This window comes from Rhodovulum sp. MB263 (assembly GCF_002073975.1).
Classification (GTDB): domain Bacteria; phylum Pseudomonadota; class Alphaproteobacteria; order Rhodobacterales; family Rhodobacteraceae; genus Rhodovulum.
Genome location: NZ_CP020384.1, coordinates 430277 through 456619, shown reverse-complemented (window position 1 = coordinate 456619; position 26343 = coordinate 430277). Strand labels below are relative to the sequence as shown.

The window sequence follows — 26343 nt, the reverse complement described above, 5'->3', positions numbered from 1 at the left end:
CGCGCCGTTGCCGCGCTCATTTGCCTGCCCCGCAGGGGGCGGGCGTCGCGCCGAATTGCAGGATCGCGGGCGCGATGCGCGAAAGCGGCAGGACCCGGCCCGCCGCGCCGCGTTCGACGGCCTCGCGCGGCATGCCGTAGACCACCGAGCTTTCCTCATCCTGGGCGAAGGTCGCGGCACCGGTCTCGCGCATTTCCAGAAGTCCCTGCGCGCCATCCTCGCCCATGCCGGTCAGCAGGATCCCCGCCGCACCGCTGCCGAGCTGCTGTGCCGCCGAGCGGAACATCACGTCGACCGAAGGCCGGTGCCGGCAGACCGGCGGTCCGTCGAGAATAGTCACCCGCGCATGCGCGCCGGCCCGCGCGATGGTCATGTGACGGTTGCCCGGCGCGATCAGCACCTGACCGGGCAGGATCGGATCGCCGTCGCGGGCCTCGCGCACGCTCATCGCACAAAGCCCGTCGAGCCGCCGGGCAAAGGCCGCGGTAAAGCCCTCGGGCATGTGCTGGACGATCACGACCGGCGGGCAATCGGCCGGCAGGGCCTCGAGCACCTCGCGGATCGCCTCGGTCCCGCCGGTCGAGGCCCCGATGCAGACGATCCGTTCGGCACTGGCCCGGGCCGGGCCGCGCCCGGGCCGGGGCGGCAGCACCGCATCGGCGCTGAGCTTCTTCTCGACCTGCATCCGCCGGGCCCGCACCGGCCGGAGCCGTGCCTGGGCCGCGGCACGCGCAGTGTCGCAGATCATCATCCGCGAATGCTGCAGGAACTCGACCGAGCCCATCCGGGGCTTGGTCACGACATCGACCGCGCCCGCCTCCATCGCCGCCATCAGCGCGGCCGAGCCCTCTTCGGTCAGGCTCGAGCAGATCACCACCGGCAGCGGGCGCTGGGCCATGATCTTGCGCAGGAAGGTCAGCCCGTCCATGCGCGGCATCTCGATATCGAGAAAGATCACGTCGGGCAGCTCGCGGCCGATCCGCTCGGCCGCGGCATAGGGATCGGCGGCGGTGCCCATGACCTCGAGACAGGGGTCGCTGGCAATGATGTCGCTGAGAACGCGCCGCACCGAGGCGGAATCGTCGACGATCAGGACACGCCATTTCCTGCCGGGAAGGCTGGATTGGCCGGTAAAGCCGGATTGGAAGGTCATCGCATCCTCACAGAACCTGAAACGTCGCCGGGGCGAGCTGGCGCAAGGGCAGCTCGTTTCCGACCGAACTTTCGGAATGGCCGAGAAACAGGAACCCGCCCGGCCGGATATGGCGGATCAGCCGTCCGACCACGGCGATCTGCACCTCGCGCTCGAAATAGATCAGGACATTGCGCAGGAAGATCGCGTCGAAATCGGCATCGACGGCATATTGCGCCTCCATCAGGTTGAGCCGCGCGAAGGAGACCCGGGCGCGCAGCTCGGGCACCACCCGCAGCTCCTGGCGGGCCGGGTCGCGCGCCTGCATGAAATAGCGTCGGCGCATCGGCTCGGGCACCGGCGCTGCGAACGCGCTGGGATAGATCGCCATCCGGGCCTGGGCCAGCACCGCGGTCGAGATGTCGGTGCCCAGAACGGTGAAATCGAAGCCCGGGCCCCGCGCCGCCGCATCGGCCAGCACCATGGCGATGGTATAGGCCTCGGCCCCGATCGAGCTGGCCGCGCTCCAGAGCTTCAACCGCGAGGGCCGGCCGCGCCGCGCCAGCATCGCCTCGAGCCCGGGACCGGCCAGAAACCGGAAATGGTCGGGCTCGCGGAAGAAATCGGTCTTGTTGGTGGTGACCACGTCGATCAGGTGCAGGGTCTCGCGGTCGAGCCCGCCCTCGTCGAACAGGAAGCGGCAATAGGCGGCGAGGTCCGGCTTGCCGCAGGCGCGCATGCGCCGTCTCAGCCGCGCCTCGACCATGGTCCGTTTCGAGGGCGGCAGCCGGATGCCGGTCTGGCGGTTCACCAGCGCGGCGATGCGCGCGAAGCTCTGGTCGTCGATGCGGTCGCCGGTTTCGGCGCAGCCGGTCTGCAAAAGGGCAAGCGAAGAGGCGGACATGTCGGTCTCCGTGAAACCAGAGGGCGCGGTCGGGCCGGATCCCGGCCTCAGGGGCAGGCGGCAGCGGCGGGCAGGTCGTCCGCGGCGAACAGGCGGTCGAGGTCGAGAACGGTCACGAAGGCGCCGTTCCGGCGGCCGACGCCTGCCACGAACTCGGTGCGCCAGGAGGCGCCCAGATCGGGCGGCGCCTCCATCGAGCCGGTATCGAGCTCGGTGACCTCGAACACCCGGTCCGTCTTCAGCCCGATCCGACGCGGCACCTCGCCGATACGGGCATCGAGCACCATGATCCGGGTGCTGTGGCTGTCCTCGGCCGCCGTCAGCGCCAGCCGGGTGCGCAGATCCATCACCGGCACGCTCTGGCCGCGCATGTCGATCATGCCCAGAAAATCGGCCGGCGCATGCGGCATCGCCGCGATCGGCTGGGTTTCGAGGATCTGCTGCACCCGTTCGACGGGCACGGCGAAGAGACAGTCGGCGGCGCCGAGCGTCACATATTGGGTCTGATCGGCCATTCTGATCTCCGGGGATGTTCGGGTCCCGGCCGCACGCTCCGGCGGCCGGGACGAGGAAGGCGGGACGGCTCAGACCGCGCCAGGGCGCAGGAACTGTCCGTCGATCTCGTCATCGCCGCCCATGTCGAGCATGAAGCCTCCGGCCGCGGCCTTGTGCGAAGGGGCGGGATGGCGGCGGCCCGGGGCGGTGAGGGTCCGGCGGATCGCCTCCTCGACCGGCGAGCTGTCGGCCCGGCCAGCCCGGGACGCCCCCGCAGCATGGGCTCCGCCGCGCCCGGCCAGTTCATCGAGCGCCAGCCGGAAATAGCCGATCACCTGCTGCAGCTGGCCGGACTGGCTTTCCAGCTCTTCGGCGGTCGAGGCCATCTGTTCGGAGGCCGAGGTATTCTGCTGGGTCACCTTGTCGAGCTGCTGGATCGCGACGTTGATCTGGGCGGCCCCGGCATTCTGCTCCTGGCTGGCATTCGAGATCTCGGCCACCAGTTCGGAGGTGCGCTGGATGTCGGGCACCAGCCGGGTCAGCATCTCGCCGGCCTGCTGCGCGGCCTTGACCGTGTCGCCCGAGAGGCCCGAGATCTCCTGCGCGGCGGCCTGGCTGCGCTCGGCCAGCTTGCGCACCTCGGAGGCCACCACCGCAAAACCGCGCCCGTGTTCGCCGGCCCGCGCCGCCTCGACCGCCGCATTCAGTGCCAGAAGATCGGTCTGACGGGCGATTTCCTGCACGATCAGGATCTTCTCGGCGATGGTCTCCATCGCCCTGACGGCCTTGCCCACGGCCTCGCCGCTGCTTTTGGCATCGCCCGCCGACTGGCGCGCGATCTTCTCGGTCTGCGCGGCATTGTCGGCATTCTGCTTGATATTGGCGGCCATCTCTTCCATCGACGAGGACACTTCCTCGGTCGACGCCGCCTGCTCGGTGGCGCCCTGGCCCAGCTCTTCGGCCGCGGCCGACATCTCCTGGCTGCCCGAGCCCACATTGCGGGCCGAGACCGCGACCTCGGTGATCACTTCCCTCAGCTTGGCCACCATGTCGCGTGCCGCCGCCAGCAGGCTGTCGCTGTCGCCCGCGCGGGTCACCACAGCGACTTCGAGATTGCCGCCCGCGATCTCGCGGATCACGTCGCGGGCATAGTCGGGCTCGCCGCCCAGCGCCCGGGTGATGTTGCGGATCAGGAAGATGGCAGTGCCGATGCCGACGAGAAGCGCCAGCGCGATCATCCCGAACACCACCTTCTGCGAGGTCGCATAGGCGATGTCGCCCTCGGCACTGGCCGATTGCGCGCCGTTCGAACTGAAGGCCACCAGTTGCGTCAGATCGGCCGTGACCGTGTCGAACTGCGCCAACGAGTCGCTCATCTGGCGGCTCGCCAGGTCCTTCTGGTTGCTGCGCGAATAGTGCAGGATCCGTTTGGAATTCTCGAGATAGCTCGCGAGCTTGTCATTGAACCGCGTGTAAAGCTGACGTTCCTCGGGCGCGATGATCAGAGCCTCATAGGCGGCGCCGCTGGCGTCGAGCTGACCCCGGATGCTGTCGATATGGGTCTCGATCCGTTCGAATTCGGAGTCGCCGGTGGCCAGAACATGCGCATACTCGTAGGCGCGATACCTGGCCATGATCGTGTCGAGCTTGCGCACTTCGTCGACGCTGGGCAACCAGTTTTCGGCGATGATCGTCGACTGCGCGTTGATCCGGTTCATCTGCAGGATCGCCACGCCCCCCAAAAGGCTGATCAGCAGCAGCAGGGCGCCGAAGGCGAGAGAGAGCTTTGCTCTGAGGGATAGGTTCATTTCACTGTCCTTTCGTCCGTGGCGAAGGACGGATCGCGATCCCCCTTCGATCCGAAGATCCGGCCCATGTCCGGGATGATTATGAAGTCGTCGCCATGCCTGCCGATGCCGCGCAGGAATTCGGCGGGCCAGCGCATGCCGACCTTCGGCGCCTCCTCGACGGAAGCCTCCGAGATCTCGGTCACGTCATGCACCTTGTCGGCGATGATCCCGACCAGGGTCGGTTCGCCGTCGAGGTCGATCTCGGTGACGACGATGCGGGTATCGGCATCGGGCGGCGTGCGCTCCATGCCGAACATCACCCGCAGATCGGCAAGCGGCACCACCTTGCCGCGCACATTGATGACACCGTTCACGAAGGCCCGCGCATTTGGCACCTCGGTCACCGGACCCATGTCGAGGATCTCGCTCACGGTCTCGGCGGGAAGCGCGAATACCTCGCCCCGAAGCCCGATGGTGAGCGCGCGCATTGAGGCAGGCCCGCCCTCCTTGCCAGCGCCGTCCTGCCCGATGCCGTCCTTACCGGTGCCGTCCTTGTCAGCGGGGCTCATGCCACCCTCCCCAGTTGTTCGCCGCGCAGACGGCTTTCACGGGCCTGGCCGAAGCCCACGAGGGCGCCGACATCGAGGATCATCGCCACCGTGCCGTCGCCGAGGATGGTCGCGCCCGAGAAGGTCTCGACATCGGCATGAAGCTTCGACAGCGACTTGATGACGGTCTGGCTGTTGCCGATGATCTGGTCGACCACCAGCCCGACCCGCGCCTCGCCCGCCGAAACGATCACCACCTTCTGGTGTTCGGCCCGTTCGGCCCGGGTGCCGAACAGCTCGCGCAGCCGCAGGAACGGCACCAGCCGCCCTCGGATGTTCAGGAAGTTGCGCCCGGTGGCCCTGCCCTCCTGCGCGGCGGACAGCTCGACGCATTCCTCCACCGCCGAAAGCGGGATCGCATAGCGCCCGGCCCCGACCTGCACCAGCATGCTTTCGATGATCGCCAGCGTCAGCGGCAGCCGCAGCGTCGCCACCGTGCCCTGGCCGGGCGTGCTGGTCAGTTCGATGGTTCCGCGCAGCCCCTCGATGGTGCGCTTGACCACATCCATGCCGACCCCGCGCCCCGAGATCGAGGTGACCTCCGTCGCGGTCGAGAACCCGGGATGGAACACGAGCTGGAACAGCTCCTGCTCGGTCAGCTTCTGCTCGGGCGTCACGAGGCCGTTCTGCTCGGCCTTGGCGCGGATCCGGACCGGGTCGAGCCCGGCGCCGTCATCGGCGATCGAGATCGCCACCTCGGCCCCGGTATGGGCGGCCGAGAGCCGTACCCGGCCGCGGGCGGGCTTGCCGGCATGGCCGCGCGTCCCGGGCGCCTCGACGCCATGGTCGATGGCGTTGCGGATCAGGTGCACCAGCGGATCGGCAAGCCGCTCGATCATGGTCTTGTCAAGCTCGGTCTCCTCGCCGCTGGTGACGAAGTCGATCTCCTTGCCAAGCTCGCCCGACAGGTCGTGCACCAGCCGCCGGAAGCGCGAGAACAGCGTGCCGATCGGCACCATGCGGATGCCCATCGTGGTGTCGCGCAGGCCCGAAGAGAGCCTTTCAAGCTCCTCGACCACGGCCTTGAGGTTCAGATCGCCCCCCGCGCCCGCGATCTGGGCCAGCCGCGACTGGGCGATCACCAGTTCGCCGACCCGGTCCATCAGCTCGTCCAGCCGCTCGGCCGGAACCCGGAGCGAGGAGGCCGCCCGGCCCTCCGCCTCGCGCCCGCGCCGGATTGCCCCGGCAGGCTCTGCCAGGGGCGCCGCATCGCCGGAGGTTTCCTCCGTGGCCTCCGGCGGTTGCAGCGGCTCTAGCGTCAGCTCCATGCCCTCGCGCAGGAACAGGAAGACATCGTCGATCTGTTCGGACGAGATCCCGGCCTCGAAACGGGCCTCCCAGTCCAGATAGGTGCCGGTCGGGTCGATCTCCTCGAGCCCGGGCAACCGGTCGGTCAGCGCGACGATGCCGCTGGCCCCCAGCTCGCGCAGCTCGTCCAGCAGCAAAAGCGGGTCGGTCCCGAAGGCGATGGCATCGGGCGGCAGCCGGAACCGCAGCCGAACGCCGTCAGGGCCTGTCCCGGGGGATGTCTCGGGGCCTGTCTCGGCGGCCTCTGCCGCTCCGGCGGGCGCAGTTCCCGCCCTGGTATCGACGATGTCGCGCAGCGCCGCGAGGATCGGGGCGCCCTCGGCGGCATGCCGGCCCGGCGCGCCGATCAGATCGGCGATATGGTCCCTTGCCGCCAGCGCGATCCTGACCAGGCCCGGGCTGATCGCCGCCCTGCCCTTGCGGACACGGTCGAAGGCGGTCTCGAATTCATGCACGAAGCCGGCCACCTCGTCATAGCCGAACATCGCACCCGACCCCTTCAGCGTATGCAGGGCGCGGAAGCTGGCATCGACCAGCGCGCCGTCGCCCGGGTCCTGCTCGAGATCCAGAAGCGTCTGTTCCAGCGTGTCGAGAAGGTCGCGCGCCTCCTGGCGGAAGGTCTCGGCGGGATCTGAGGACAGGGTCATGCTCCGGCCACCTTTCTGACGACCGCCAGCAGCTGATCCTGCCTGAAGGGCTTGGCGATCCAGCCGGTGGCGCCCGCCTCCCTGGCCTCGCGCTTCAGCCCGTCATCGGTCTCGGTGGTCAGAAACACGATGGGCACACCCGCGCTCGTGCCATGGCTGCGATACTTGCGGATGAAATCGAGCCCGTTCAGCCGGGGCATGTTCAGATCGGTGATGACCGCGTCGATCCGGTTGGCGACGGCCTTGTCATAGCCGTCCGCCCCGTCGACCGCCTCGATCACGCGGTAACCGGCCGTGGTGAGGGTATGCGCCACCATTTGCAGGATCGACGGCGAATCGTCGATGGCGAGGATCGTCTTTGACATGGCAATTCTCCAGAAGCGAAGGGGGCCCGGATCAGGCGGCCGGGGCCTGTCCGGGCAGGTCGAGACCCGCCCTCTCGAAGGCGGTCGCGCAGGCACCGCCTGGCGGAGCGATCAGGGTGAAGGACCGGCCCTGCCGCGCCGCATCGCGCGCGGCCGCGGCCAGGATCTGAAGGATCGCCGCATGCATCCCGGTCGCGGCGGATGTATCGACGCGAATGGCGCCGTCCCCGCTCAGGGCGGCCAGCAACCGGTCGCGAATGCCGGCGGCGTCACGCGGGCCGAGCTCCTGCGCGAGGCATACCTCTCCCGGTCCGATCTCGTCGGTTTTTTCGGGGTCCATTTCCGTATCTCCGTCCAGGCTCCAGGAATAAACGAGGCGTGGGCCCCGTTCTGTTTCCGAACACTGGCGTTCTGGCCGAGAAGCACGGCGGCGCCAAACAGCGATTTGGAGGAATTTTAAAGGCTTTCCCCAAAAATGCCTGAATCACTCCTCGTCCGGTAAGACCTGGCACATGACGCTGGGTAAGCCGAATCCGGAGACCGGAGGCAGGTTGAGAGAATTTCAATTCGAATGCGCCGCACTTTTTCCGCAGGGCGGTCGGTGACGTCACGGCGCATGCCCGAAGCTGTCATGAAGCCCCAGGATCCTGTCCGGGGAGGCCACGGATTCGCCGCAATTGGAAAATCCCGTGCAAAGCCTTAATTGCAAAATGCATCCTGTGACGTTGCGTTCTGCAACCCCTCGCGATCTGGACGCCGCACGGGTTACGATTTGTTTCCACCTGTGGCGAAGTCGGGGCATTCTGCATGGAGTGGCCACAATCTTCGGAAGAAACCTGCCATGCAATTTGCGAAGATCTGCTTCCGGCGCCGTTTATCCCCCGAATGACCACCGGCATCGGCCTTCTTTGGCAGGACCAGCCGAATCGCTTGCTCGCAACCGGGGCCCTTGCGGGGCGAATTCGGCGCCGGGCCGCCCCCGGGAGGGCGCGCGCTCCGGGAGCTTCGTGACGGGCGCGGCGTGACAGGCGCGGCGGGCGGCCCCTGTCGGACCAATGCGGGAAGGGCATCGGACCCCTGCATGGCCGATGCCGCACGGGCGCAACAGGATCCGCGCGCTCCGGCCCGCGTCACGCGGTTGTCTTCTCGGACCCGGCGCCCCGCCAGACCCAGCCCCGGTCAGGGACATTGCCCCCGGCCAGGGCACGGGTCGACCTGGATCGGGCGACAGGGACCGGTCGGCGGCTTGTCCGGCTGTTGTCCCGAAAATCGGAACAGGACCCGCCCGGAACGGCGTTCCGTGGCCGAACGGGCGGGATCCGGTCGCCCTGACGACCGGGTTTCTGTCTCATCGGACCCGTTCGCCGCAATTTACACCATGTTATATTGACGCATCTCGCAACATCAACGAAGGTCCGGCCGCTGATCCAGAAGGAGACACCCCCGATGCTGAGACGTTCGTTCCTGTCCGCCGCGGCTGCCGCGCTGACGCTTGGCGGCCCCGCCGCCCTGGCCGCCGATCTCGACGGCATGAAGCCCGTCACCCTGCGGCTGGCCCATGTGGTGAACGAGCAGGACGCCTATCAGGTGGCTGCCGTGGCCTTCCGCGATCTCGTCGCCGAACGCAGCGACGGCAAGATCTCGGTCGAGATCGTACCCAATGCCACGCTGGGCGACGAGCGCACCCTGCTCGAAGGCATGCAGATCGGCAGCGTCGACATGGGGCTGATCACCAACGGGCCGGTCGCCAATTTCGTCGAGGAAATGGCGGTGTTCGAACTGCCCTTCCTGTTCCCCTCGGACGAGGCCGCCTACAGGGTGCTCGACGGCGAGATCGGGCAGGAGCTTCTGGACCGGCTGGCCGATGTCAATCTCAAGGGCCTCGCCTATGCCGAGCGCGGCTTCCGCAACCTCACGAACTCAAAGCGCCCGGTGGCGACGCCGGCCGATCTCGACGGGCTGCGCATCCGGGTGATGGAGAACCCGGTCTATACCGACAGCTTCCGGGCGCTGGGCGCCAATGCCATTCCGATGGCCTGGACCGAGGCGCTGACGGCGATGCAGCAGGGCACCATCGACGGCCAGGAAAACCCGATCAACGTGGTCTATTCCTTCAAGCTGAACGAGACCCAGACATACATGACCCTGACCCGGCACACCTATGCGCCCGCGATCTTCGTGATGGGCATGCCGGCCTGGTCGAAACTGCCCGGGGCGGCGCAGGAGATCGTGCTGCAATCGGCGCGCGACGCGGCCGCGGCCGAGCGCGCCTTCAACGCCGAAACCGAGGCCGAGCAGCTTGCCGAGCTGAAGGCCGCCGGGATGGAGGTGAATGAAAGCCCCGACCTCGCCGCCTTCCAGCAGGCCGTGGCGCCGGTCTACGAGAAATACGGCAAGAAATTCGGCGACATCCTGACCCGGATCCAGGCGGAACTGAACTGACGTGCTGAACTTCCTCGGCCGGATCGACCGCGCGATCGGCGCCATCCTCGCCCCCGTGATCGCGGCGGGCATGGCGGCGCTGATCGGCGTCATCACCTTGCAGATCGTCTCGCGGGTGGCCTTCACCGCGGTCGGCTGGACCGAGGAGGTCGCACGCTTCCTCTTGATCGGGCTGACCTTTCTGGGCGCTGCACTCGCCTGGCAGCGGCATCGCCACATTGCCGTCGGCGTACTGATCGAACGCCTGCCCGACCGGGCGCAGAAGCTGGCCACCGCGCTGGCGCTGGTCATCGCGGTGGCCTTCCTGATCAGCCTGGCCTGGGTCGGCCAGACCTACATGACGATGCAGAGCTTCCAGAAATCGGCCGCGCTGCGGCTGCCCATGAGCTATGTCTACGCCATCGTGCCGGTCAGCGCGGGGCTGATGGCCTGGCTGGCGGCAACCGATCTGATGCGTCTTTTGCTGACAGGCGCGCGCCCCGATGCCGGGGAGCCGGTGGAATGAGCCTGCTTCTCTTCGGCCTGTTTTTCCTTCTCCTGATCCTCGGCCTGCCGGTCGCGCTGGCAATCGGCGGCGCGACCATGGTCGCGATGCAGGCCGGCGGCGTGCCGCTGCTGGTGCTGCCGCAGCAGATGTTCTCGGGCATCAATTCCTTCGCGCTGGTCGCAGTGCCGATGTTCATCCTCGCAGGCGACATCATGGCCGAGGGCAAGGTCAGCGCCCGGCTGGTGGCGCTGGCCGATGCGCTGATCGGCTTCCTGAAAGGCGGCCTTTCCATCGTCTCGGTGCTGGCGGCGATGTTCTTCGCCGCGATCTCGGGCTCGGGGGCGGCGACGACGGCGGCGGTCAGCTCGACGCTCGTACCCGAACTCACCCGCAAGGGCTATGACCCGGCCTCGGCCGCCAGCCTGATCGCGGCGGGCGGCACCATCGGCGTGGTGATCCCGCCCTCGGTGCCGATGATCATCTATGCGGTGATCGCGCAGGAATCGGTCTCGGAGCTGTTTCTGAGCGGCGTCCTGCCCGGCATCGCCATGGGGGCCGGGCTCATGATCGTCGCGCTGGTGCAGGGCCACCGGCGGGCCTATCCCAAGGGCGCACCGTTTTCGCTGAACACCATCCGGCGCAGCTTCGTCTCGGCCTTCTGGGGGCTTATGACGCCGGTCATCATCCTTGGCGGCATCTTCTCGGGCATCTTCACCCCCTCCGAGGCGGCGGTCATCGCGGTCAATTACGCGATCCTCGTCTCGCTCTTCGTCTATCGCGACATGGGGCTGAAGGACATCTACCGGCTGATGGTCCGCTCGGGCGTGACGACCGCCGTCATCATGTTCGTGATCTCGGCCTCGGCCGCGCTCAGCTGGGCCCTGTCGAACTGGCAGGTGCCCGCGCAGATCGGGGCGCTGGTGCTGTCTGTCTCGGACAGTCCGATGGTGGTTCTGGCGATGATGCTGGTCCTGATCCTCGTCACCGGCGTCTTCATCGAGACCGCCTCGGCGCTGATCATCCTGACGCCCCTGCTGTTGCCGCTGGCGCTTCAGATGGGCGTGGACGCGGTCCATTTCGGGGTGATCCTCGTCGTCGGCCTCGCCATCGGGATGATCACGCCCCCGGTCGCGATCAACCTCTATGTCGCCTCATCGGTCACCGGGCAGGGGCTCGAGCGTATCGCGAAGGCCGTGCTGCCCTATCTGGCCGTGCTGGTCGCAGTCCTGCTGCTTGTGACCTATCTGCCGGTGCTCGTGGGCTGAGACCGGCCGGCGGCGGGCTCAGGCCCGCCGCAACCGTCTCAGGCCCGGCGCGGGCCAAGGCACCTGGCGCCCCTTCTCTGCAAGACGGGACTACCCCGTAGCGCGCAGGGCGGATAGAGCCCCGGCGCACCCCATTGTGAAATATCGTAAAACAAGCGCCCGCGTCCGGAGCGCGACAGGACAGGCGCCGATCTGTGAAGGTCGCCCCCGGCGAAACCGGAAGGCCGCGCGACCGCTTCGGAGCATCCGCACGATCAGGCCGGATCAGGCCCGGAAGACCGGAAAAACGGAGGGCGGACGGGTCGGGCAAAATCGCCGCAATCCGCCCGGCCGCGCATGGAGGACCGAGGCGGACGGGCGCGGAAGAATTGCCCGAAAGCGACAGCATTTGTCGCAAATGGCATTCTTCTGTTGGCAAAATGCCGGTTTTCCCATACACCCGGGGTCCGTTGCGATATTTGATTTACAGAAGAATGCCGTCCCTCCCGGGATCGGCCTTGCCTGCCGGTGGCGGTCTGTCGCCGTGCGGCGCCCTCTGCGGCCGGTCCGGCCCCCATCGCACCCCTGCAACCGCCCTGCCCGATCGCTCGGGCCTGCCGGCGGCAGATTATTTTCACCTACCAAGACGGAGCACCCGATGACACGAGCAACCGCAATTGCCGCCATCCTTGCCGCCCTTGCCGTTCCCGCCATGGCCAAGGCCGACTGCGGCGAGGTCTCGATCGCAGAGATGAACTGGGCCTCGTCCGCCGTCGTGACCAATGTCGAGAAATTCCTGATGGAACAGGGCTATGGATGCAGCGTGACGGTCGTCCCCTCCGACACCATCCCGGCCCTGACATCGATTGCCGAGAATGGCGAGCCCGACACCGTATCCGAACTGTGGCTGAACTCGGCCGGCGAGGCCTATACGAAGCTCGAGGCCCAGGGCAATGTCAAACGGCTGGGCAAGGCGCTCAATCCCGGTGGGGTCGAGGGCTGGTGGATCCCCGACTACCTCGCCGAGGAACATCCCGAGCTGAAGACCATCGAGGGCGTTCTGGCGCATCCCGAATGGGTCGGCGGCACCTTCAACAACTGTCCCGACGGCTGGGGCTGCCGGGTCGTGAACGACAACCTGATCCCGGCCTTCGACCTGGAAGGCCATGGCTTCAAGGTCTTCAACCATGGCTCGGGCGAGACGCTGGCGACCTCGATGGCCTCGGCCTATGAGAAGAAGGAACCCTGGTTCGGCTATTACTGGGCGCCGACCGCCGTGCTGGGCAAGTACAACATGGTGAAGGTCGATCTCGGCGGCATCGACGAGGCCGCGCATGAGGCGAACCAGAACCCGAACAACCCCGATCCCAAGGTCTCGGACTTCCCGGCCGCACCGGTGCTGACCGTCGTCACCGCCGATTTCGCCGACCGCGAACCCGAGATCGCGGAGATGCTGAGCAAGGTCAGCTTCGATGTCGACGACATGAGCGCCGTCATCGCCTGGATGGACGAGAACAACGCCTCGGCCGAGGAAGGGGCTGTGCATTACCTGACCCAGCATACCGATGTCTGGTCGACCTGGATCAACGACGCCGCGCGCGAGAAGCTGTCGGCGCTGCTGAACCGCTGACCCTGACGGGCAGCTTTCTGTCGGACGGGCCTGTGCCTTGCGGGCCCGTCCTGCCGTTTCGCGACGGGCCGCCCTGCGGTCCGGCCAAGGAGACCTTACCATATGGCAAGCTATGATTTCATATTCGACGGGCTCGGCCTGCGCGACTGGTGCGACGGCGGCGCATCCTCGGCGCCGATGTCGATGGCAGACCTGCTGGGCCAGGCCCGCGGATCGGCCCAGCCAGCCACCTCGCTCTGGGACCTGCCCTTTCCCTCGATGGACGCGCTGAACGACGCCTGTCCGGCCTTTCCGCAGGCCCGCGAGCTGACCAAGGGGCTCGAGACCGGCTTCCTGTCGATCAAGGACGGGCTCAGCGTCGTGCTCGACCCGCTGACCCAGCCGCTGAGCTGGGCGCTCGAAGGCGCGCTGTGGCTGTTCCAGACCTCGCCCTGGTGGATCATGATCCCGCTGATCCTCTTGGTCGTGCGCCTGGTCGCGCGGTCCTGGGGGCTGGTGGCCTTCGTGGCCGCCTGCATCGGCTTCCTGGCCTTCATCAACCATTACGACTACGCGATGCAGACGCTGGCGATCATCTTCGTCTGTGCCTTCATCTGCGTGCTGGTGGGGGTGCCCATCGGCATCGCCATGTCCCGAAGCGACAATTTCCAGCGGATCGCGATCCCGATCCTCGACATGCTGCAGACGCTGCCGCCCTTCGTCTACCTGATCCCGCTGATCTTCCTGTTCTCGGTGACCGAGCCCAAGCTTTATGGCATCGCGGTGATCGTCTACGCCATCGTGCCGGTGGTCCGGCTGACCAATCTCGGCATCCGGCTGGTGGACAAGGAAGTGATCGAGGCCGCCGACGCCTTCGGCATGACCAAACGCCAGAAGCTCTGGGGGGTGCAGATCCCGCTGGCGCTGCCCAATATCATGGCCGGCGTCAACCAGACCATCATGATGAGCCTCGCCATGGTCGTGATCGCCTCGATGGTCTCGGCACCGGGTCTGGGCGTGCTGGTGCTGCGCGGCATCCGCAATCTCGAACTGGGCGTGGGTCTGGTCTCGGGGCTCGGGATCGTGCTGCTCGCGGTGATGCTCGACCGCGTCACCAAGGCCGCGCTCGCCCGCGTCAACGCGGCACAGAAACAGTGAGGGCCGTTCGATGAGTGACGATATCAAGATCGCGATCCGCCGCCTCTACAAGATCTTCGGCGCCGACCCGCAATCGGTTCTGCCGATGGCCCGGTCCGGGATGGACAAGGCCGAGTTGCTGGAGACCCATCACCATGTGCTGGGCCTGAGGGACATCAATGTCGACATGCGGGCCGGCGAGGTGACGGTGATCATGGGGCTGTCGGGCTCTGGCAAGTCGACCCTGATCCGCCACCTGAACCGGCTGATCGAGCCCACGGCGGGCGAGGTCATCGTCGATGGCGAGGACGTGCTGGCCTATGACGAACCCAGCCTGCGCGAGCTGCGCCGCGTGCGGATGTCGATGGTGTTCCAGAAATTCGCGCTTCTGCCGCACCATACCGTTCTCGAGAATGCCGGCACGCCGCTGGCGGTGCGGGGCCAGCCCCGCTCGGCCTGGGAGGACGAGGCGCGGCAATGGCTGAACCGGGTCGGGCTCGAAGGGCAGGACAACCAGTTCCCGCACCAGCTCTCGGGCGGCATGCAGCAGCGGGTGGGCATCGCCCGCGCGCTGACCTCGAATGCCGATATCATGCTGATGGACGAGGCCTTCTCGGCGCTCGATCCGCTGATCCGGACCGACATGCAGGATCTGTTGCTGGAGCTGCAGGCCGAGCTGCACAAGACCGTGGTCTTCATCACCCACGATCTCGACGAGGCGCTGAAGCTGGCCGATCATCTGGTGATCCTGAAGGATGGCGAGATCGTGCAACAGGGCGAGCCGCAGGAGATCCTGATGCATCCGAACGATCCCTACATCATCGACTTCATCTCCGACATCAACCGCGCCCGGGTGCTGCGGGTGCGCTCGGTGATGCGACGCAGCGAGGCGCCGCAACCGGGGCTCGCGGGCGAGGTCGATGCCGATGACAATCTGGAATCGGTGATCGCGCTGTCGGGCGGCGACACGGCGCTGTCCTACCGGGTGATGCGCCGCGGGCAGCAGGTGGGCATCCTGTCGGTCAAGGATCTGGTCCGGGCGCTGGTACCGACCGCAGCCACAGATGCGGGCGTCCGCGCCCGCGCCAGCTGAGAACCGCCGCGTCCGCCCGATGACAGGCGGGCGCGGCGCGGTACGACCCGGCCGCGGCGCTCAGACCGCGCCGAGGAAGGCTGCCAGCGCCTCGACATCCCTTTCGGTCAGATCGAGCCGCCTGAGCAGCGGCGAGGCGGTCGCGGCGCCGGCCTCGACCGCATCCGGATCGGCGGGCAGCCGCGCCGAGCGGCCGCCGCCGATGGCATAAAGCCGAATCAGCCCGGGCAGATGCGGGAACAGCCCGTTATGCATGTAGGGCCCGGTATCCGAGACATGGCGCAGGCTCGGGGTCCGGAACCGGCCCGCATCGTCGGGCTGACCGGTGACGGAGTAGCGGCCCAGATCCTCGAACTTGCGGCCGAGATAGGACAGTCCCAGATCGTGGAATTCGCCGTCGCTGAGCAGCGGCCCGAAATGGCAGTTGGCACAGCGCGCCCGGGTGCGGAACAGATGCAGCCCGCGCAGCTCGAGATCGCTGAGCGCGCGGCGGTCGCCCGACAGGAACCGGTCAAGCCGGGTGGGCCGGTCGAGATATTTCTGGAACTCGGCCAGTGCGGCCACGATCCGCTCCAGCGTCACCTCTTCCGAGCCGAAGGCGGCGCGAAACATCGGGGCATAACCGCCCCGGCCCGCCAGCCGCGGCGCGATGGCGCCGAGATCGTCATTGGCCATCTCGAGCGGGTTGGACAGCGGGCCCAGCGCCTGCGCCTCGAGGGTGCCTGCGCGGCCGTCCCAGAACAGCGGCAACCCCGCGCCCGCAACATGCAGCGCGGGGGCATTGCGCGGCCCCTCCTGCCGGTCATGACCTTTCGAGCGGGGCAGCCCGTCGCCCCAGCCGAGGCGACGGTTATGGCAGCTTTCGCAGGCGATCTGGCCCGAGGCCGAGAGCCCCGGATCGACAAAGAGCGCCGCGCCCAGCGCCCGCCGCGCCGCAGCCGGGCTGCCCGGCTGGGGCAGGGACGGCAGGGCGCGGGGGGCCAACTCGACATAATCGACGCCCGGGTCGATCTCGGGCAGGGGCCAGGTCTCGGGCGGACCGGCATAGGCGGCGCGCAGATCCTCGGGGCCAAGCCGCAGCGGCGCCGTCATGACCGCCAGCGCCAGCCCCGCCGCCGCGAGGCAAAGCCCCAGCCGCAGGACCTTACCAGCTATAGGTCGTGCCGACATAGAGGCTCCTCCCCGCCATCCAGGGGTTCTTGTCGGTGGCCCGCCGGTTGCCGATATCGTCGAAGAGGTTTGCCACCTTGATGTTCAGATCGAGATTGCCCGAACGCAGCCGCGCCATCCGGACCCGGGCGGTGAGGAAGGTCGAGACGGCGGCGTCGAATTCGTAATCCTCGTAGATGTCATGCCGCTGCGACCCGTATTCGGGGTTCTCGAAGGTGCCATCCTTGTCGGTATCGAGCGCAGCGGTATAGCCGAAGGCCACATCCGCCCCAATCCCCAGCGCATAGCGCCCGTTCTTCCAGCTGGAATTCAGCTCGACCGTGGTCCGGATCGGAATGTCGAGATTGCCGGTCACCGCGCCGAATTCGGCACCGGTATAGGATTTGCCATCATACCAGATGAAATCATCGACCTCGCCGAGATCGCCGAAATAGGTGTTGTTCGAGCTCTCGCGCCGGGCCCAGACCCCCGAGGCATAGAAGGACACCCCGTCAAGCGCGCCCCGCCGCGTCTTCCAATCGCGCTGATATTCCAGCGAAACCGACTGGTATTCATTGGTGCCGTCATTGGTCAGGCTGTTCTTGAATTTCGTGCTGTCCGAGGACCGGGCGAACTGGTCCTTGCCCTGTCGGTCGATCAGCTTCAGCCGCCAGGCACCGCCGGTCCAGGCATCGCGGTAAAGGAAGCTCAGCGAGGCCTCGTCGACATAGGGTGTCTTCAGCCCGCTCTGGTTGTAGGAATAGCTGCCGAAATCCGTGATGAACTCCCAGTCGCCGACCTCGCCCGTGGTGTCGTCATGGTCGCGCCGATAGCGCACGCCCCGGGGCAGCGCGTCATGGATGGCATAGGCCATGTAATCGTCGCTGTAATAGCGGTTCGCGCCGAGGACGACCGAGAAATCGGGCGACGGCTGCCAGCCAAGCGACAGCCGCGGTGCCAGAACGGCATTTTCCAGCACGTCGTCATAGCTGAAACGGGCCCCGGCACGCAGGTCGAAATCGCCGAAGCGCTGATCGAGTTCGAAGAAGGCCTCGGCGACATTCGCGTCGACCTTGATGTCATAGGGTTTCTGGATATGGAGATTCTTCAGATACTGGTCCGGCAGACAGGCCGGGTCGCCCGCGGGGCAGATGTAGTCGGGGCCGCCGAGGTGCATAACCGGCCCGGTATAGGACACGAAACCGTCGCCGCTCCGATCCGCCTCGATGCGTTCGACATGGGCGCCAAGCTTGAAGCTGCCGCGCCAGACATCGCCGGTGACAAGCATGCCCAGACGGTTGCGCAGATCCGAGTAATAGCGGCTGCCATAGCCGCCCTTTCTGCAGCCATAGTAATCCTCGGCCGATCGCGCCGCTTTCGGGGTGTCGCACCAGTCGTCGAAGGCATCCGTATAAAAGGATGTCCCCCTCTTTTCGCTGAAATAGGACCCGTACCAGCTGTAGAACTCGTTCTGCTCGGTGACGTTGCTGGCCTCGTTGTCCTGATGCAGCGCGGTCAGCTTCAGCGTCACGTTGGACAGTGCCGCAGGGCCCAGATCGAAGGCGCCCAGATGACGGGTATAGGCCAGGTCGGTCGACAGGCTGCGGGTCTTGACGTCGATATGCAGATCGTCGGAATAGGGCGAATCCCAGTCCTGGTTGTAATCGGTCAGGTAGCCGTTCAGCTCGAGCCGGTCGCCATTGTCGAAGTCATGCGCAAGGCCCAGACGCCAGAAATCGCTGCGGCTGTCATTATCGGCCCGCCCCGACAGATATTGCGGGTGCTTGTCCTTGCTGGTCTGGGCATCGCGGCGCCCGAAGCCGAAGATCAGCGCGGTATTCTCGCCAAGCGGCTGGTTCAGAAGCAGCGAGATCTCGCGCTTGGTGAAATCGGGCTTGGCGGTTCCGTTCGGATTGTCGCCGCTGTCGGTGCCCAGATGATAACGGACCAGATCGTCGCTCTGGAACCGGAAGCTCAGCTTGCCCGAGGCGCGGCGGGTCGAGGCTTCGGCCAGCTTGTAATCGACGACGCCGCCCTGAAAGCCGCCATATTCGGCCGAAACGTTCGAATCGTAGACCTCGACGCTTTCGACCATCGCGGAGGGCACGAACTGGGTCTGCGAATGCAGCCCGTAGAAGGCATACATATTTGGCGCGGAATCCTCTCGGCTCAGCTCGGTCGAGCTGTAAGGGCTTTCGTTGCCGGTGACCGAATTGATGCCGATGCCGTTCAGCATGATGTTGTTCTCGGTCACGCGCCCGCCCGAGATCGAGAACTCCAGCGGCTTGAGATCGAGGATGTCGTCGCCGTTCTCGCCTGCATCGGTGTCGGTATCGTTGCGGTACTGCACGTTGGGCAGGCTGGTCAGCGCGGTATTGGCATCGCCCGATCCGTCGCCGCGCACCTCGACCGAGCCCTTGCCCAGCGCGGTGCGGCCGCTGTCATTCGGGTCGCCGGTCGCGATCTCGGTCCCGGTCTCCTCGGTTTCGGCCAGCGTGACCGGGTCGAGCGTGAAAGCATCTTCGGCCGAGGCCACCGCAGGCAGCCCGGCCAGCGATAGCAATGCAGCGCCGGCCCGCAATACGGGCCGGGTGGTTTTTGCAGTCATCCGTTTCTTTCCCCCAAACGGGACCGCTCCGGGCGGTCCCTCCTTCTGGTCTCAGGGCTGGCGAAACGCTGGCTGCTGCGATGCCGCGCACCAGGGTGTGGGCGACTCGCGCCCTCCGCTTATATTTCCTTATTAAAATTATCAACTAAACGTGCGGCCCTTTTGAAAAGGACCCCACGTCACTTTTGCCTGCACTTTCGTCTGGGCTATGGAAAGCGGACCGTCAGTGCAGCGGACGACGCGACCGACCGACCCACTGATAGACCGCGTCGCTCATCCCCGCGAGCGGCGCGCAGCTCTTGGAACAGCCGCAGCACCCCTTGCCGCAACCGCCTTCAGGCGCCTCGGTCAGGCAGCGCAGCATGCCCTTCTGAACCAGCACCTCGACCATGCCCCGGATCGCCTCGGGATCGGTATCGAAACGGTTCGCCAGTTCCTGCAGCGAGACCTTTCCGGTCTCGGCGCAGTAGCTGCGAATGTCGGAAAGTACCATTTTCAGCCTCCTCAGGCGGTCCGTGCCGCGGCATCGCCCGGGCCCCGGGGGGTCGAGGCGATCCGCATCGCCACCAGCACCGCCACGAAGATCGCGAGGATGCCGATAATCCAGGCCGAGGCCTCGGCCGGATGGGTGGCCAGCCGGCTCGACTGGTAGGTGATGACGCCGGTGCCATAGGCAAGGCCCGTGGTCCAGGACAGCGCGAACAGCGTCCACCTGGTGCCGGTCTCGCGCCAGATCGCGCTCGTTGCCGCAACGCAGGGCGCATAGAGCAGGATCACCAGCAGATAGGCCAGCGCCCCGGCAGTGCCGTCGAAGCGCGCCGCCATTTCGCCGAAGATGCCCGTCGCCACGCCCTGTTCTTCGGCCGCGAGCGCCTGATCTTCGACATCGCCGATATTCAGGCCCAGCGGGTCGGCAAGGCTTCCGGCGGCATCGGCGATATTGGCGGGGATCGAGGCCAGCGCCTCGCCGATCCCGGCCATCACGCTGAACGGTTCGTCGGCGCCGTCCCCGTCATCGGCCATCTGGCCGTAAAGCGCGTTCAGCGTACCGACGACGGCCTCCTTGGCGAAGATCCCGGTGAAGAGCCCCACCGTGGCGGGCCAGTTCTCTTCATGCAGGCCCATGGGCTCGACCACGGGCGTGATGCCACGGCCGATCGAGGACAGGACCGAGGCGTCGGTATCCTCGTTGCCGAAGGAGCCGTCGGTCCCCAGCGAGTTCAGGAAGCCCAGCACAACGACGACCGCGACGATCATCTTGCCGGCCTTGAACAGGAACGCCTTCAGCCGGTCCCAGCTGGTGCGCAGCACCGATTTCACGGTCGGGATGTGATAGGGCGGCAGCTCCATGATCAGCGGCGAGGTCGCCCCGCGCAGAAGCGTGTTCTTCAGCACCAGCCCGGTCAGGATCGCGGCGAGGATGCCGATGACGTAAAGCAGGAAGACGATGTTCTGCCCGCCCACGGGGAAGAAGGCCGCTGCGAAAAGGGCATAGACCGGCAGCCGGGCGCCGCAGGACATGAAGGGCGCCATCATCACCGTCATGATCCGGTCGCGCCGGTTGTCGAGCGTGCGCGTGGCCATCACCGCAGGAACGGTGCAGCCGAAGCCCAGGATCATCGGGATGAAGGACTTGCCCGGAAGGCCGATGGCGCGCATCGAGCGGTCCATCACGAAGGCGGCCCGCGCCATGTAGCCCGAATCCTCGAGGAAGGTCAGGAACAGGAACAGGAAGCCGATCACCGGAATGAAGGTCGCGACGGTCTGGATACCGGCCCCGACCCCGCCCGGCAGCACCGCGATGGCCCAGGCCGGCGCGCCGATATCCGCCATCACCTCGGACGGCCAGTCGACCAGCAGCGTGCCCGCCAGAATGTCGAAGAAGTCGATGAACGCGCTCGCGAAATTGATCGCGAAGAGGAACATCACATACATGATCAAGAGGAAGATCGGAATGCCCAGCACCCGGTTCAGCACCACGCTGTCGATCCGGTCCGAGAGGCTGCGCGAGATCCGGCTGGTGCGGCGCACCGCGCTGCGCGCCAGCCCGTTGGCGAAACCGTAGCGGGAATCGGCCAGCAGGATGTCCATGTCCTCGTCGAGCAGGTCCTCGACCTTCAGCCGCGCCGCCTCGGCCTCGGCCGCCAGCGCGGGCGGCACCATGGCCAGCGCCGCGGCATCGCCGTCCAGCAGCTTGACCGCCAGCCAGCGCGGATCGACGCCCTTGTCGGTCGCGACCGGCGCGGTCGCGGGGACAAGTCCGGTCAGCGCCTCCTCGACCGCGGGGGGATGGGTGACGGTGGCCGTCGGCGGCTCGGGGGCGGCGGCGGCGGCGACGATGGCGTCCTTCAGCGCCTCGACGCCCTTCTTGCGGGCGGCGACCAGCGGCACCACCGGGCAGCCCAGCCGCTTGGCCAGCGCCGCCGGGTCGATCCTCAGGCCGTTCTCCTCGGCCATGTCCATCATGTTCAGCGCGATGATCGTCGGCACCCGCATCTCGACCAGCTGCGCGGTCAGGTAGAGGTTGCGCTCGAGATTCGAGGCATCGACGATGTTGATCACCAGATCGGGCTCGCCCGACAGGATATAATCTCGGGCAATCGACTCATCGAGCCCGGTCTCGGAGATGCTGCCCAGCGAATAGGTGCCGGGCAGGTCGACCACGGTGACCTCGGCGCCCTTGTGGGTGAAGACGCCCTCCTTGCGGTCGACGGTGACGCCCGCCCAGTTACCGACGCGCTGGCGCGACCCGGTCAGGGCGTTGAAAAGGGTGGTCTTGCCGCAGTTCGGGTTGCCTGCGGTGGCGATGGTGAACGAACTCATTGGTCGACAGCCTCCAGCGTGAGCAGCGCGAATTCATCCTTGCGCAGCGACAGCGCGAAGCCGCGGACGCGGATCTCGATCGGATCGCCCATCGGGGCGATCCGCGTCACGGTCAGTTCGGTGCCCGGGGTCAGCCCCATGGTCAGAAGGCGTTCGCGCCCGGCCCGGTCGCCGCGCACATATCCCTTGACCCGGGCCGTCTTCCCGGTCGTCGGCAGAATGCTGTCCATCTCAAAAGTCTCTTTCGTCTTGCGGATCTTCATTGGCTGGCGTGACCATGATCTTGCCCGCCAGCCCCTGTCCCAATGCCAGCCTCGCATCGCCCAGACCGATCAGCATGGGGCAGCCGCCGCCGCGCTGCAGGATACGCACCCTGGCGCCCACGGTCAGACCGAGATCGATCAGCCGGTGATGCACGCCCCGCCCCGGGCGCAGCGCCACCACCCGCAGCCAGACCCCCTCATCGGCCAGCGCCAGCGGACAGGCGTCGGGCCCGGCCACGCAATCCTCCGGGCGGCCATTGGGATTGGAACAGGGCTGGCCGGTGGCATGGCGGCATTCGCCATGCGGATGGTCGTGTCCATGCCCCCGGGCCCGGCCATGCCCCTGCCGCGCCCCATGGCCGTGGCAATCGCCGTGGTCATGCATCTGCGGCGCCTCGCCCCCCTCTCCGGAAGCGGTTCCGAAGCAGGGCTCGTCCGGGGATTGCAGACCACCCGATTGCAGGTCGTCATGGGCTTCCCGGTCGTATCTGGCTGGCTTCATGTCTTGCGACCTTTCTGCGGCGAGCGGCATAGCCGAGTGTTATCGTCGGGAATTCCGCGCTTCCAGTTTCGTTTCGTTGATCTGCATCAAGACAACCCCGTTCTTGAGGGATTTTCTCAAGAAAACCGGGAAAATCGACGAAACACCGTGGCGGAATGCCGCAAAAGCCGGCTGCCGAAAAGCCTGAAAAGGCAGCATTCCGACATAGCCGGTCTGCGGCTGCCGAAGGGTCAACCGACAGCCCGAACCGCCGTCGTCCCCGGACCGGCGGAGCGGGAATCACCCCCGCGGACCGCGACGACGCCCCGCCAGAACCAGCATGGCGGGTATCGCCCCCCCTTCACGCTGTCAGCCGCCGCCGGGATCGGCTGGGTCGCGGCCTGACTGCCGCGTGGACCCGATATCCGGCTTCGTGACGAGATGGTGCAGGAGGTCGAGCCCGGGGGGCCGGGGCCGACCCGGTCGTGCTGTCGGTCAAGGTCTCCCAGGTCGCGCACGGACTGGACCCGGCCCGCGCCTTCCGCCGTCGGGGCCTGCCGGTGGTGTCGGGCGCCACCCATGTCCCGCGCGCGCCCGAGATCTTTCTCGGCCGGGCCAATTGCCGGGGGGATCGGCGCGTTCGGAACCCCGGCGCCGGACTGCGCCGCCGGCCTGGTGACGGACGAACTGAACCCCGAATACCGCTGCGACAAGGCCGATATGGCCGCCATGCCCCTGCCCCGTTGCGATCTTCACTCCAAGGACCGGGCGATAGCGGGCGTGGTCCAGACCGGCCGGGCCGGTCTTTCGAGCGCAGCTTCTGCAACCTGATCCACCTGTATCGGCCGCAGGCAGCGCCACAAGCCCCCGAAAAGATGTCAGCCGAGCCTGGCCAGCTTTACGATCCGTCCTATCGCGAGGTCTCGCCCAGCGATGACACCTTCACCGGAAACCGGCACTTGCCGGAGACGCTGATCGGCTGGAACGGCGGCGCGGGGCGCGACCCGGTACGGTTCTCGACCCAGATCTCGATCGACGCCGCGCGCGATGTCGGCCGGCCGGCGCTGTGCAACCGGGCCGTGCTTCGCCAGGTCTTCGTCGGGCTCGAAACCTCCGTTCCCGCGGCACTGGCCAAGGCCAACAAGCGCCAGAACCCGCATGCCGACCGGATCGGGGGATGCGGCAAGCAGGTGGCGGCGGGGATGACCTTCCGGCGCGGGCTGATCGTCGAGGCCGACACCCACCGGGTCAGCGCCGCGGGCACCCGGCTGACCGACATGCCACCCGAGCAGATCACCCGCGAAGAGCTGGCCAAGGACCGCGCCAGGTTGAAGGCCGCACCCCCTGCTCCCGATACAGCGCTGCTCCGGTTCGATGGCCATGCAAGAATATTGGGCCCCCTTCCAGGCCATGGGCCGCACCGCCCGGGTCACGCCGCTGGCCCATAGTCCGGGCGGACCGGGGGCAGATGCGGCCGATCTGGCGATGCCCGAGAGGATGCCTGAGGTCATCGGCAAAGACGGGCCTGCCTTGATCCTGTCGGGCGGCTGCGCGCTGCACTCCTCCTATAACCCGGGTCGAGAGCGTCTTCGTGCCGCCCTGCCCGGCCAATGACGGCAATGTCGTCGACGCCGCCCTCCTGGCCTGGATGGATGACACTGCGGGCCCCCTCGTATTCCCTTCGGCGGCGGTTCGGCCGTCCTCGCCGCGCCGCCGCGGCGGGCCATGTACTGAGCGATCTCGCCGGGGGCTCGGCCGAGGCGGCGGCGGGACTTTTGGCGCAAGGCCGCATCCCCGGCGTGATGCGCGGCCGGGCCGACTTCGGGTCGCGCGCTTGGCAACCGCTCGATCCTGGCCGATCCGAGGCCTGCAGGCATGAAGGACGCGATCAATGCACAGAGGAAGCGACGCGGGCCCGACCGGCCCTTTGCCCCGGTCGCAGCCGTGGCCGATCCCGCGGACTGGTTCGAATGCCCGCAGCCCTCGCCCTGGATGTCGATGACGCTGCCCTGGCGCCCCGGGATGCGCGACCGGGTGCCCGCCGTCGTGCATGATGATGGCACCGGGCGGGGACATGCGGTCGGCCCCGACAGCGCGCGCTGGATGACTGATCCGGTTGCGGCCTTCGGGCGCGAGGCCGGCATGCCGGTGGCGCTGAAGACCCGCTTCGACATCATGGGCAAGCCGATCCTGCAGTCGGTCGAAGACGCGCTGGGGATGTCGGCGACCACCGGACCCGAGGCGGTCCCGACAGGGGATGTCCTGCTCGAGATGCCCCTGCCCTCGCAAGCAAGGCCGCGCGCCCCGCCTCAGTCCCGCACCGCCACGATCAGCCCGTCGGGCTGGTGTGGCGGGGCCGGGTCGCTGTGCACAAGGCGCCAGTGCCGGGCCAGAAGTGCGCGGCACTCGTCGAAGAGATCGTCGCCATGGGTGCCGACGATCCAGCGTCGCACACGCGCGGCCTGCCCGGCCTCGACGATCCGCCGCAACAGCGCCAGTTCGGCCCCCTGCACGTCGAGCTTGGCCAGATCGACCGGTCGCGCCTCGGCCGCGAGCAGCGCCGCGATGTCATGGGCCGCGACCCGCAGCCCGCCCCCGGCCGCCACACGGGACGAGAAATCGGCCGCCTCGAAGCAGACCTCGCCCTCGGCCATATCGGCGGCGGCCTCGATCAGCCGCACCCGGCCGGGCGCGATCCCGTTCAGCGCCAGGTTCTCGCGGATCGCGGCGGCATGCTCGGGCAGCGGCTCGAGGGCCACGGCCTCGGCGCCGGGCCGCTCGCGCAGCAGCAGCAGCGTGTAATAGCCGATGCCGCAGCCGATATCGTAGACCAGCGGGTCGGGAGAAGCGATCTCGCCCAGGAGCGTCAGGAACCAGTGTTCCTCGACCGGCTCGTGCAGATTGCCCGCCTGCGCCTTCACATAGCGGTTGACCTGGTGGTCGAGCACATGTCGCCGGAAAACCCGGACCCCGTTTCCGAAACTGTAGATGTCGTCCTTCATGGGGCTGTCCTTTCCGGAGCCCGCGACGGCCCTTGCTCAGAGCGGCGGCACCGAGAATGTCGCGATCTGCGAATGCGGCCAGTGAAAGCCGTCATAGATCGTCACGTTCTCGGCCCCGATCGCCTCGAGGAACGTCTCGTCGAAACTGTGCAGATGCGGCTTTATCCGGGTCTCGGGGTCCTCGCGGAACGGAATCGAGATCACCACATGCTCGCGCGCAAGGCGGCGCAGCTGCATCAGGAACGGCTCGGGCTCGAGCACATGTTCGAGGCAATGCGAGCAGAGCACGATATCCCACTGCCGGTCGTGGATCTCGAAGATATCGGCCACCAGATATTCGAGTTGGGGACGCAGCGCGCGGCACAGCCGCGCCATCCGGGGGTCGATATCGAGCGCGGTCACGGTGCATTTGAGGCGCGAATAGCTGTCCGGGCTCAGCACCGTCGCCAGGAACTCGGTTCCCGAGCCGGTACGCGCCCCGACATCGAGCAGGGTCTTGATATGATAGCGTGTCGGATAGAGCCGCTCGAACAGCGGCATCAGCTCGGCCATGAAGGCCATGCTTTGCGGGTTCTGCTTCTTGGTGAAGAAGTCGTAATCGACCTCCGCCTCTTCAAACAGCCCGGACAGGTCGCGGCTGGCAAGTGTCGTGTCCAAGTCGCCGTCCTCCTTGCGGATGAAATCCTGAGCGGTGCGAGGCCTGCTTTCGCCAGAGCGGCGATCCGGCCGACAGGCCGCGTGCCTCGCGTAAAGGAA

At 67.1% G+C, this 26343-nt stretch carries 25 protein-coding genes and 1 pseudogene; 10 read left to right on the top strand and 16 right to left on the bottom strand.

What is annotated here, in order from left to right; all coding sequences use genetic code 11:
• Positions 1-16 precede the first annotated feature (16 nt).
• From B5V46_RS02295 to B5V46_RS02260, 8 genes are all read right to left on the bottom strand, one after another.
• Entirely contained in the window at positions 17-1153 is a 1137-nt protein-coding gene (locus B5V46_RS02295) for a chemotaxis response regulator protein-glutamate methylesterase (RefSeq protein WP_080615087.1), read from the bottom strand.
• A 7-nt stretch (positions 1154-1160) separates the two neighbouring features.
• Positions 1161-2036 carry a protein-glutamate O-methyltransferase CheR gene (locus B5V46_RS02290; RefSeq protein WP_080615086.1) on the bottom strand — a complete coding sequence of 292 codons (876 nt, stop codon included), beginning with the start codon at positions 2034-2036 and terminating at the stop codon, positions 1161-1163.
• A 47-nt stretch (positions 2037-2083) separates the two neighbouring features.
• Positions 2084-2551, bottom strand: coding sequence for a chemotaxis protein CheW (locus B5V46_RS02285; RefSeq protein WP_080615085.1), 468 nt, complete (start codon positions 2549-2551; stop codon positions 2084-2086).
• A gap of 69 nt (positions 2552-2620) precedes the next feature.
• On the bottom strand, positions 2621-4339 hold the full coding sequence (locus tag B5V46_RS02280) for a methyl-accepting chemotaxis protein (protein ID WP_080615084.1): 1719 nt from the start codon (positions 4337-4339) through the stop codon (positions 2621-2623).
• Positions 4336-4890, bottom strand: coding sequence for a chemotaxis protein CheW (locus tag B5V46_RS02275; RefSeq protein WP_196774319.1), 555 nt, complete (start codon positions 4888-4890; stop codon positions 4336-4338). The genes B5V46_RS02280 and B5V46_RS02275 overlap by 4 nt, the downstream gene beginning before the upstream one ends.
• Positions 4887-6884 carry a chemotaxis protein CheA gene (locus tag B5V46_RS02270; RefSeq protein WP_080615082.1) on the bottom strand — a complete coding sequence of 666 codons (1998 nt, stop codon included), beginning with the start codon at positions 6882-6884 and terminating at the stop codon, positions 4887-4889. Before B5V46_RS02270 ends, B5V46_RS02275 begins: the two co-directional genes overlap by 4 nt.
• Entirely contained in the window at positions 6881-7249 is a 369-nt protein-coding gene (locus B5V46_RS02265) for a response regulator (RefSeq protein ID WP_080615081.1), read from the bottom strand. The genes B5V46_RS02270 and B5V46_RS02265 overlap by 4 nt, the downstream gene beginning before the upstream one ends.
• 31 nt (positions 7250-7280) lie before the next feature.
• The gene (locus B5V46_RS02260) at positions 7281-7589 is read right to left on the bottom strand and encodes an STAS domain-containing protein (RefSeq protein ID WP_080615080.1); all 309 of its coding nucleotides are present in this window, start codon (positions 7587-7589) and stop codon (positions 7281-7283) included.
• Positions 7590-8695: 1106 nt separating this feature from the next.
• On the opposite strand from B5V46_RS02260, the gene B5V46_RS02255 reads away from it, so the two are divergent.
• From B5V46_RS02255 to B5V46_RS02230, 6 genes are all read left to right on the top strand, one after another.
• Positions 8696-9691 carry a TRAP transporter substrate-binding protein gene (locus tag B5V46_RS02255; protein ID WP_155773896.1) on the top strand — a complete coding sequence of 332 codons (996 nt, stop codon included), beginning with the start codon at positions 8696-8698 and terminating at the stop codon, positions 9689-9691.
• A 1-nt stretch (position 9692) separates the two neighbouring features.
• Complete coding sequence (locus tag B5V46_RS02250; protein ID WP_231119200.1) at positions 9693-10196, top strand: TRAP transporter small permease; 504 nt, start codon at positions 9693-9695, stop codon at positions 10194-10196.
• Complete coding sequence (locus tag B5V46_RS02245) at positions 10193-11443, top strand: TRAP transporter large permease (protein WP_080615079.1); 1251 nt, start codon at positions 10193-10195, stop codon at positions 11441-11443. Before B5V46_RS02250 ends, B5V46_RS02245 begins: the two co-directional genes overlap by 4 nt.
• 637 nt (positions 11444-12080) lie before the next feature.
• A complete protein-coding gene (locus B5V46_RS02240; RefSeq protein ID WP_080615078.1) occupies positions 12081-13052 on the top strand; it encodes an ABC transporter substrate-binding protein in 972 nt (323 codons plus the stop codon).
• 102 nt (positions 13053-13154) lie between these two features.
• Complete coding sequence (locus B5V46_RS02235; RefSeq protein ID WP_080615077.1) at positions 13155-14189, top strand: proline/glycine betaine ABC transporter permease; 1035 nt, start codon at positions 13155-13157, stop codon at positions 14187-14189.
• Between the two features lie 10 nt (positions 14190-14199).
• Positions 14200-15261 (top strand): glycine betaine/L-proline ABC transporter ATP-binding protein, encoded by a 1062-nt coding sequence (locus B5V46_RS02230; protein ID WP_080615076.1) that lies wholly within the window; start codon positions 14200-14202, stop codon positions 15259-15261.
• 60 nt (positions 15262-15321) lie between these two features.
• On the opposite strand, the gene B5V46_RS02225 is transcribed toward B5V46_RS02230, so the two are convergent.
• The 6 genes from B5V46_RS02225 to B5V46_RS02200 all read right to left on the bottom strand — a co-directional run bounded on the left by B5V46_RS02225 (position 15322) and on the right by B5V46_RS02200 (position 22489).
• Positions 15322-16431, bottom strand: coding sequence for a cytochrome-c peroxidase (locus B5V46_RS02225; protein WP_080615075.1), 1110 nt, complete (start codon positions 16429-16431; stop codon positions 15322-15324).
• Positions 16406-19018, bottom strand: a complete 2613-nt coding sequence (locus B5V46_RS02220) for a Plug domain-containing protein (RefSeq protein ID WP_080615074.1) — start codon at positions 19016-19018, stop codon at positions 16406-16408. Before B5V46_RS02220 ends, B5V46_RS02225 begins: the two co-directional genes overlap by 26 nt.
• Positions 19019-19241: 223 nt before the next feature.
• Entirely contained in the window at positions 19242-19511 is a 270-nt protein-coding gene (locus B5V46_RS02215; protein WP_080615073.1) for a FeoC-like transcriptional regulator, read from the bottom strand.
• An 11-nt stretch (positions 19512-19522) separates the two neighbouring features.
• Positions 19523-21841 carry a Fe(2+) transporter permease subunit FeoB gene (feoB, locus tag B5V46_RS02210; RefSeq protein WP_080615072.1) on the bottom strand — a complete coding sequence of 773 codons (2319 nt, stop codon included), beginning with the start codon at positions 21839-21841 and terminating at the stop codon, positions 19523-19525.
• On the bottom strand, positions 21838-22071 hold the full coding sequence (locus B5V46_RS02205; RefSeq protein WP_080615071.1) for a FeoA domain-containing protein: 234 nt from the start codon (positions 22069-22071) through the stop codon (positions 21838-21840). The genes feoB and B5V46_RS02205 overlap by 4 nt, the downstream gene beginning before the upstream one ends.
• Position 22072: 1 nt before the next feature.
• Positions 22073-22489 (bottom strand): FeoA family protein, encoded by a 417-nt coding sequence (locus tag B5V46_RS02200; RefSeq protein WP_080617915.1) that lies wholly within the window; start codon positions 22487-22489, stop codon positions 22073-22075.
• On the opposite strand from B5V46_RS02200, the gene B5V46_RS20115 reads away from it, so the two are divergent.
• The 4 genes and pseudogenes from B5V46_RS20115 to B5V46_RS20765 form a co-directional block, all read left to right on the top strand.
• Positions 22460-22990 carry a hypothetical protein gene (locus B5V46_RS20115; RefSeq protein WP_196774318.1) on the top strand — a complete coding sequence of 177 codons (531 nt, stop codon included), beginning with the start codon at positions 22460-22462 and terminating at the stop codon, positions 22988-22990. The two genes, B5V46_RS02200 and B5V46_RS20115, sit on opposite strands and share 30 nt — an antisense overlap.
• Positions 22991-23164: 174 nt before the next feature.
• Positions 23165-23416, top strand: a complete 252-nt coding sequence (locus tag B5V46_RS02195) for a hypothetical protein (RefSeq protein WP_080615070.1) — start codon at positions 23165-23167, stop codon at positions 23414-23416.
• 44 nt (positions 23417-23460) lie between these two features.
• A complete protein-coding gene (locus B5V46_RS02190; RefSeq protein ID WP_080615069.1) occupies positions 23461-24033 on the top strand; it encodes a hypothetical protein in 573 nt (190 codons plus the stop codon).
• Between the two features lie 391 nt (positions 24034-24424).
• A pseudogene (locus B5V46_RS20765) lies at positions 24425-24841 on the top strand (carbamoyltransferase C-terminal domain-containing protein); the annotation flags it as partial.
• Positions 24842-24894: 53 nt separating this feature from the next.
• On the opposite strand, the gene B5V46_RS02175 reads toward B5V46_RS20765, so the two are convergent.
• Both B5V46_RS02175 and B5V46_RS02170 read right to left on the bottom strand, forming a co-directional pair.
• A complete protein-coding gene (locus B5V46_RS02175; protein ID WP_080615067.1) occupies positions 24895-25587 on the bottom strand; it encodes an FkbM family methyltransferase in 693 nt (230 codons plus the stop codon).
• A gap of 36 nt (positions 25588-25623) precedes the next feature.
• On the bottom strand, positions 25624-26244 hold the full coding sequence (locus B5V46_RS02170; RefSeq protein WP_196774317.1) for a bifunctional 2-polyprenyl-6-hydroxyphenol methylase/3-demethylubiquinol 3-O-methyltransferase UbiG: 621 nt from the start codon (positions 26242-26244) through the stop codon (positions 25624-25626).
• Positions 26245-26343: the final 99 nt, after the last annotated feature.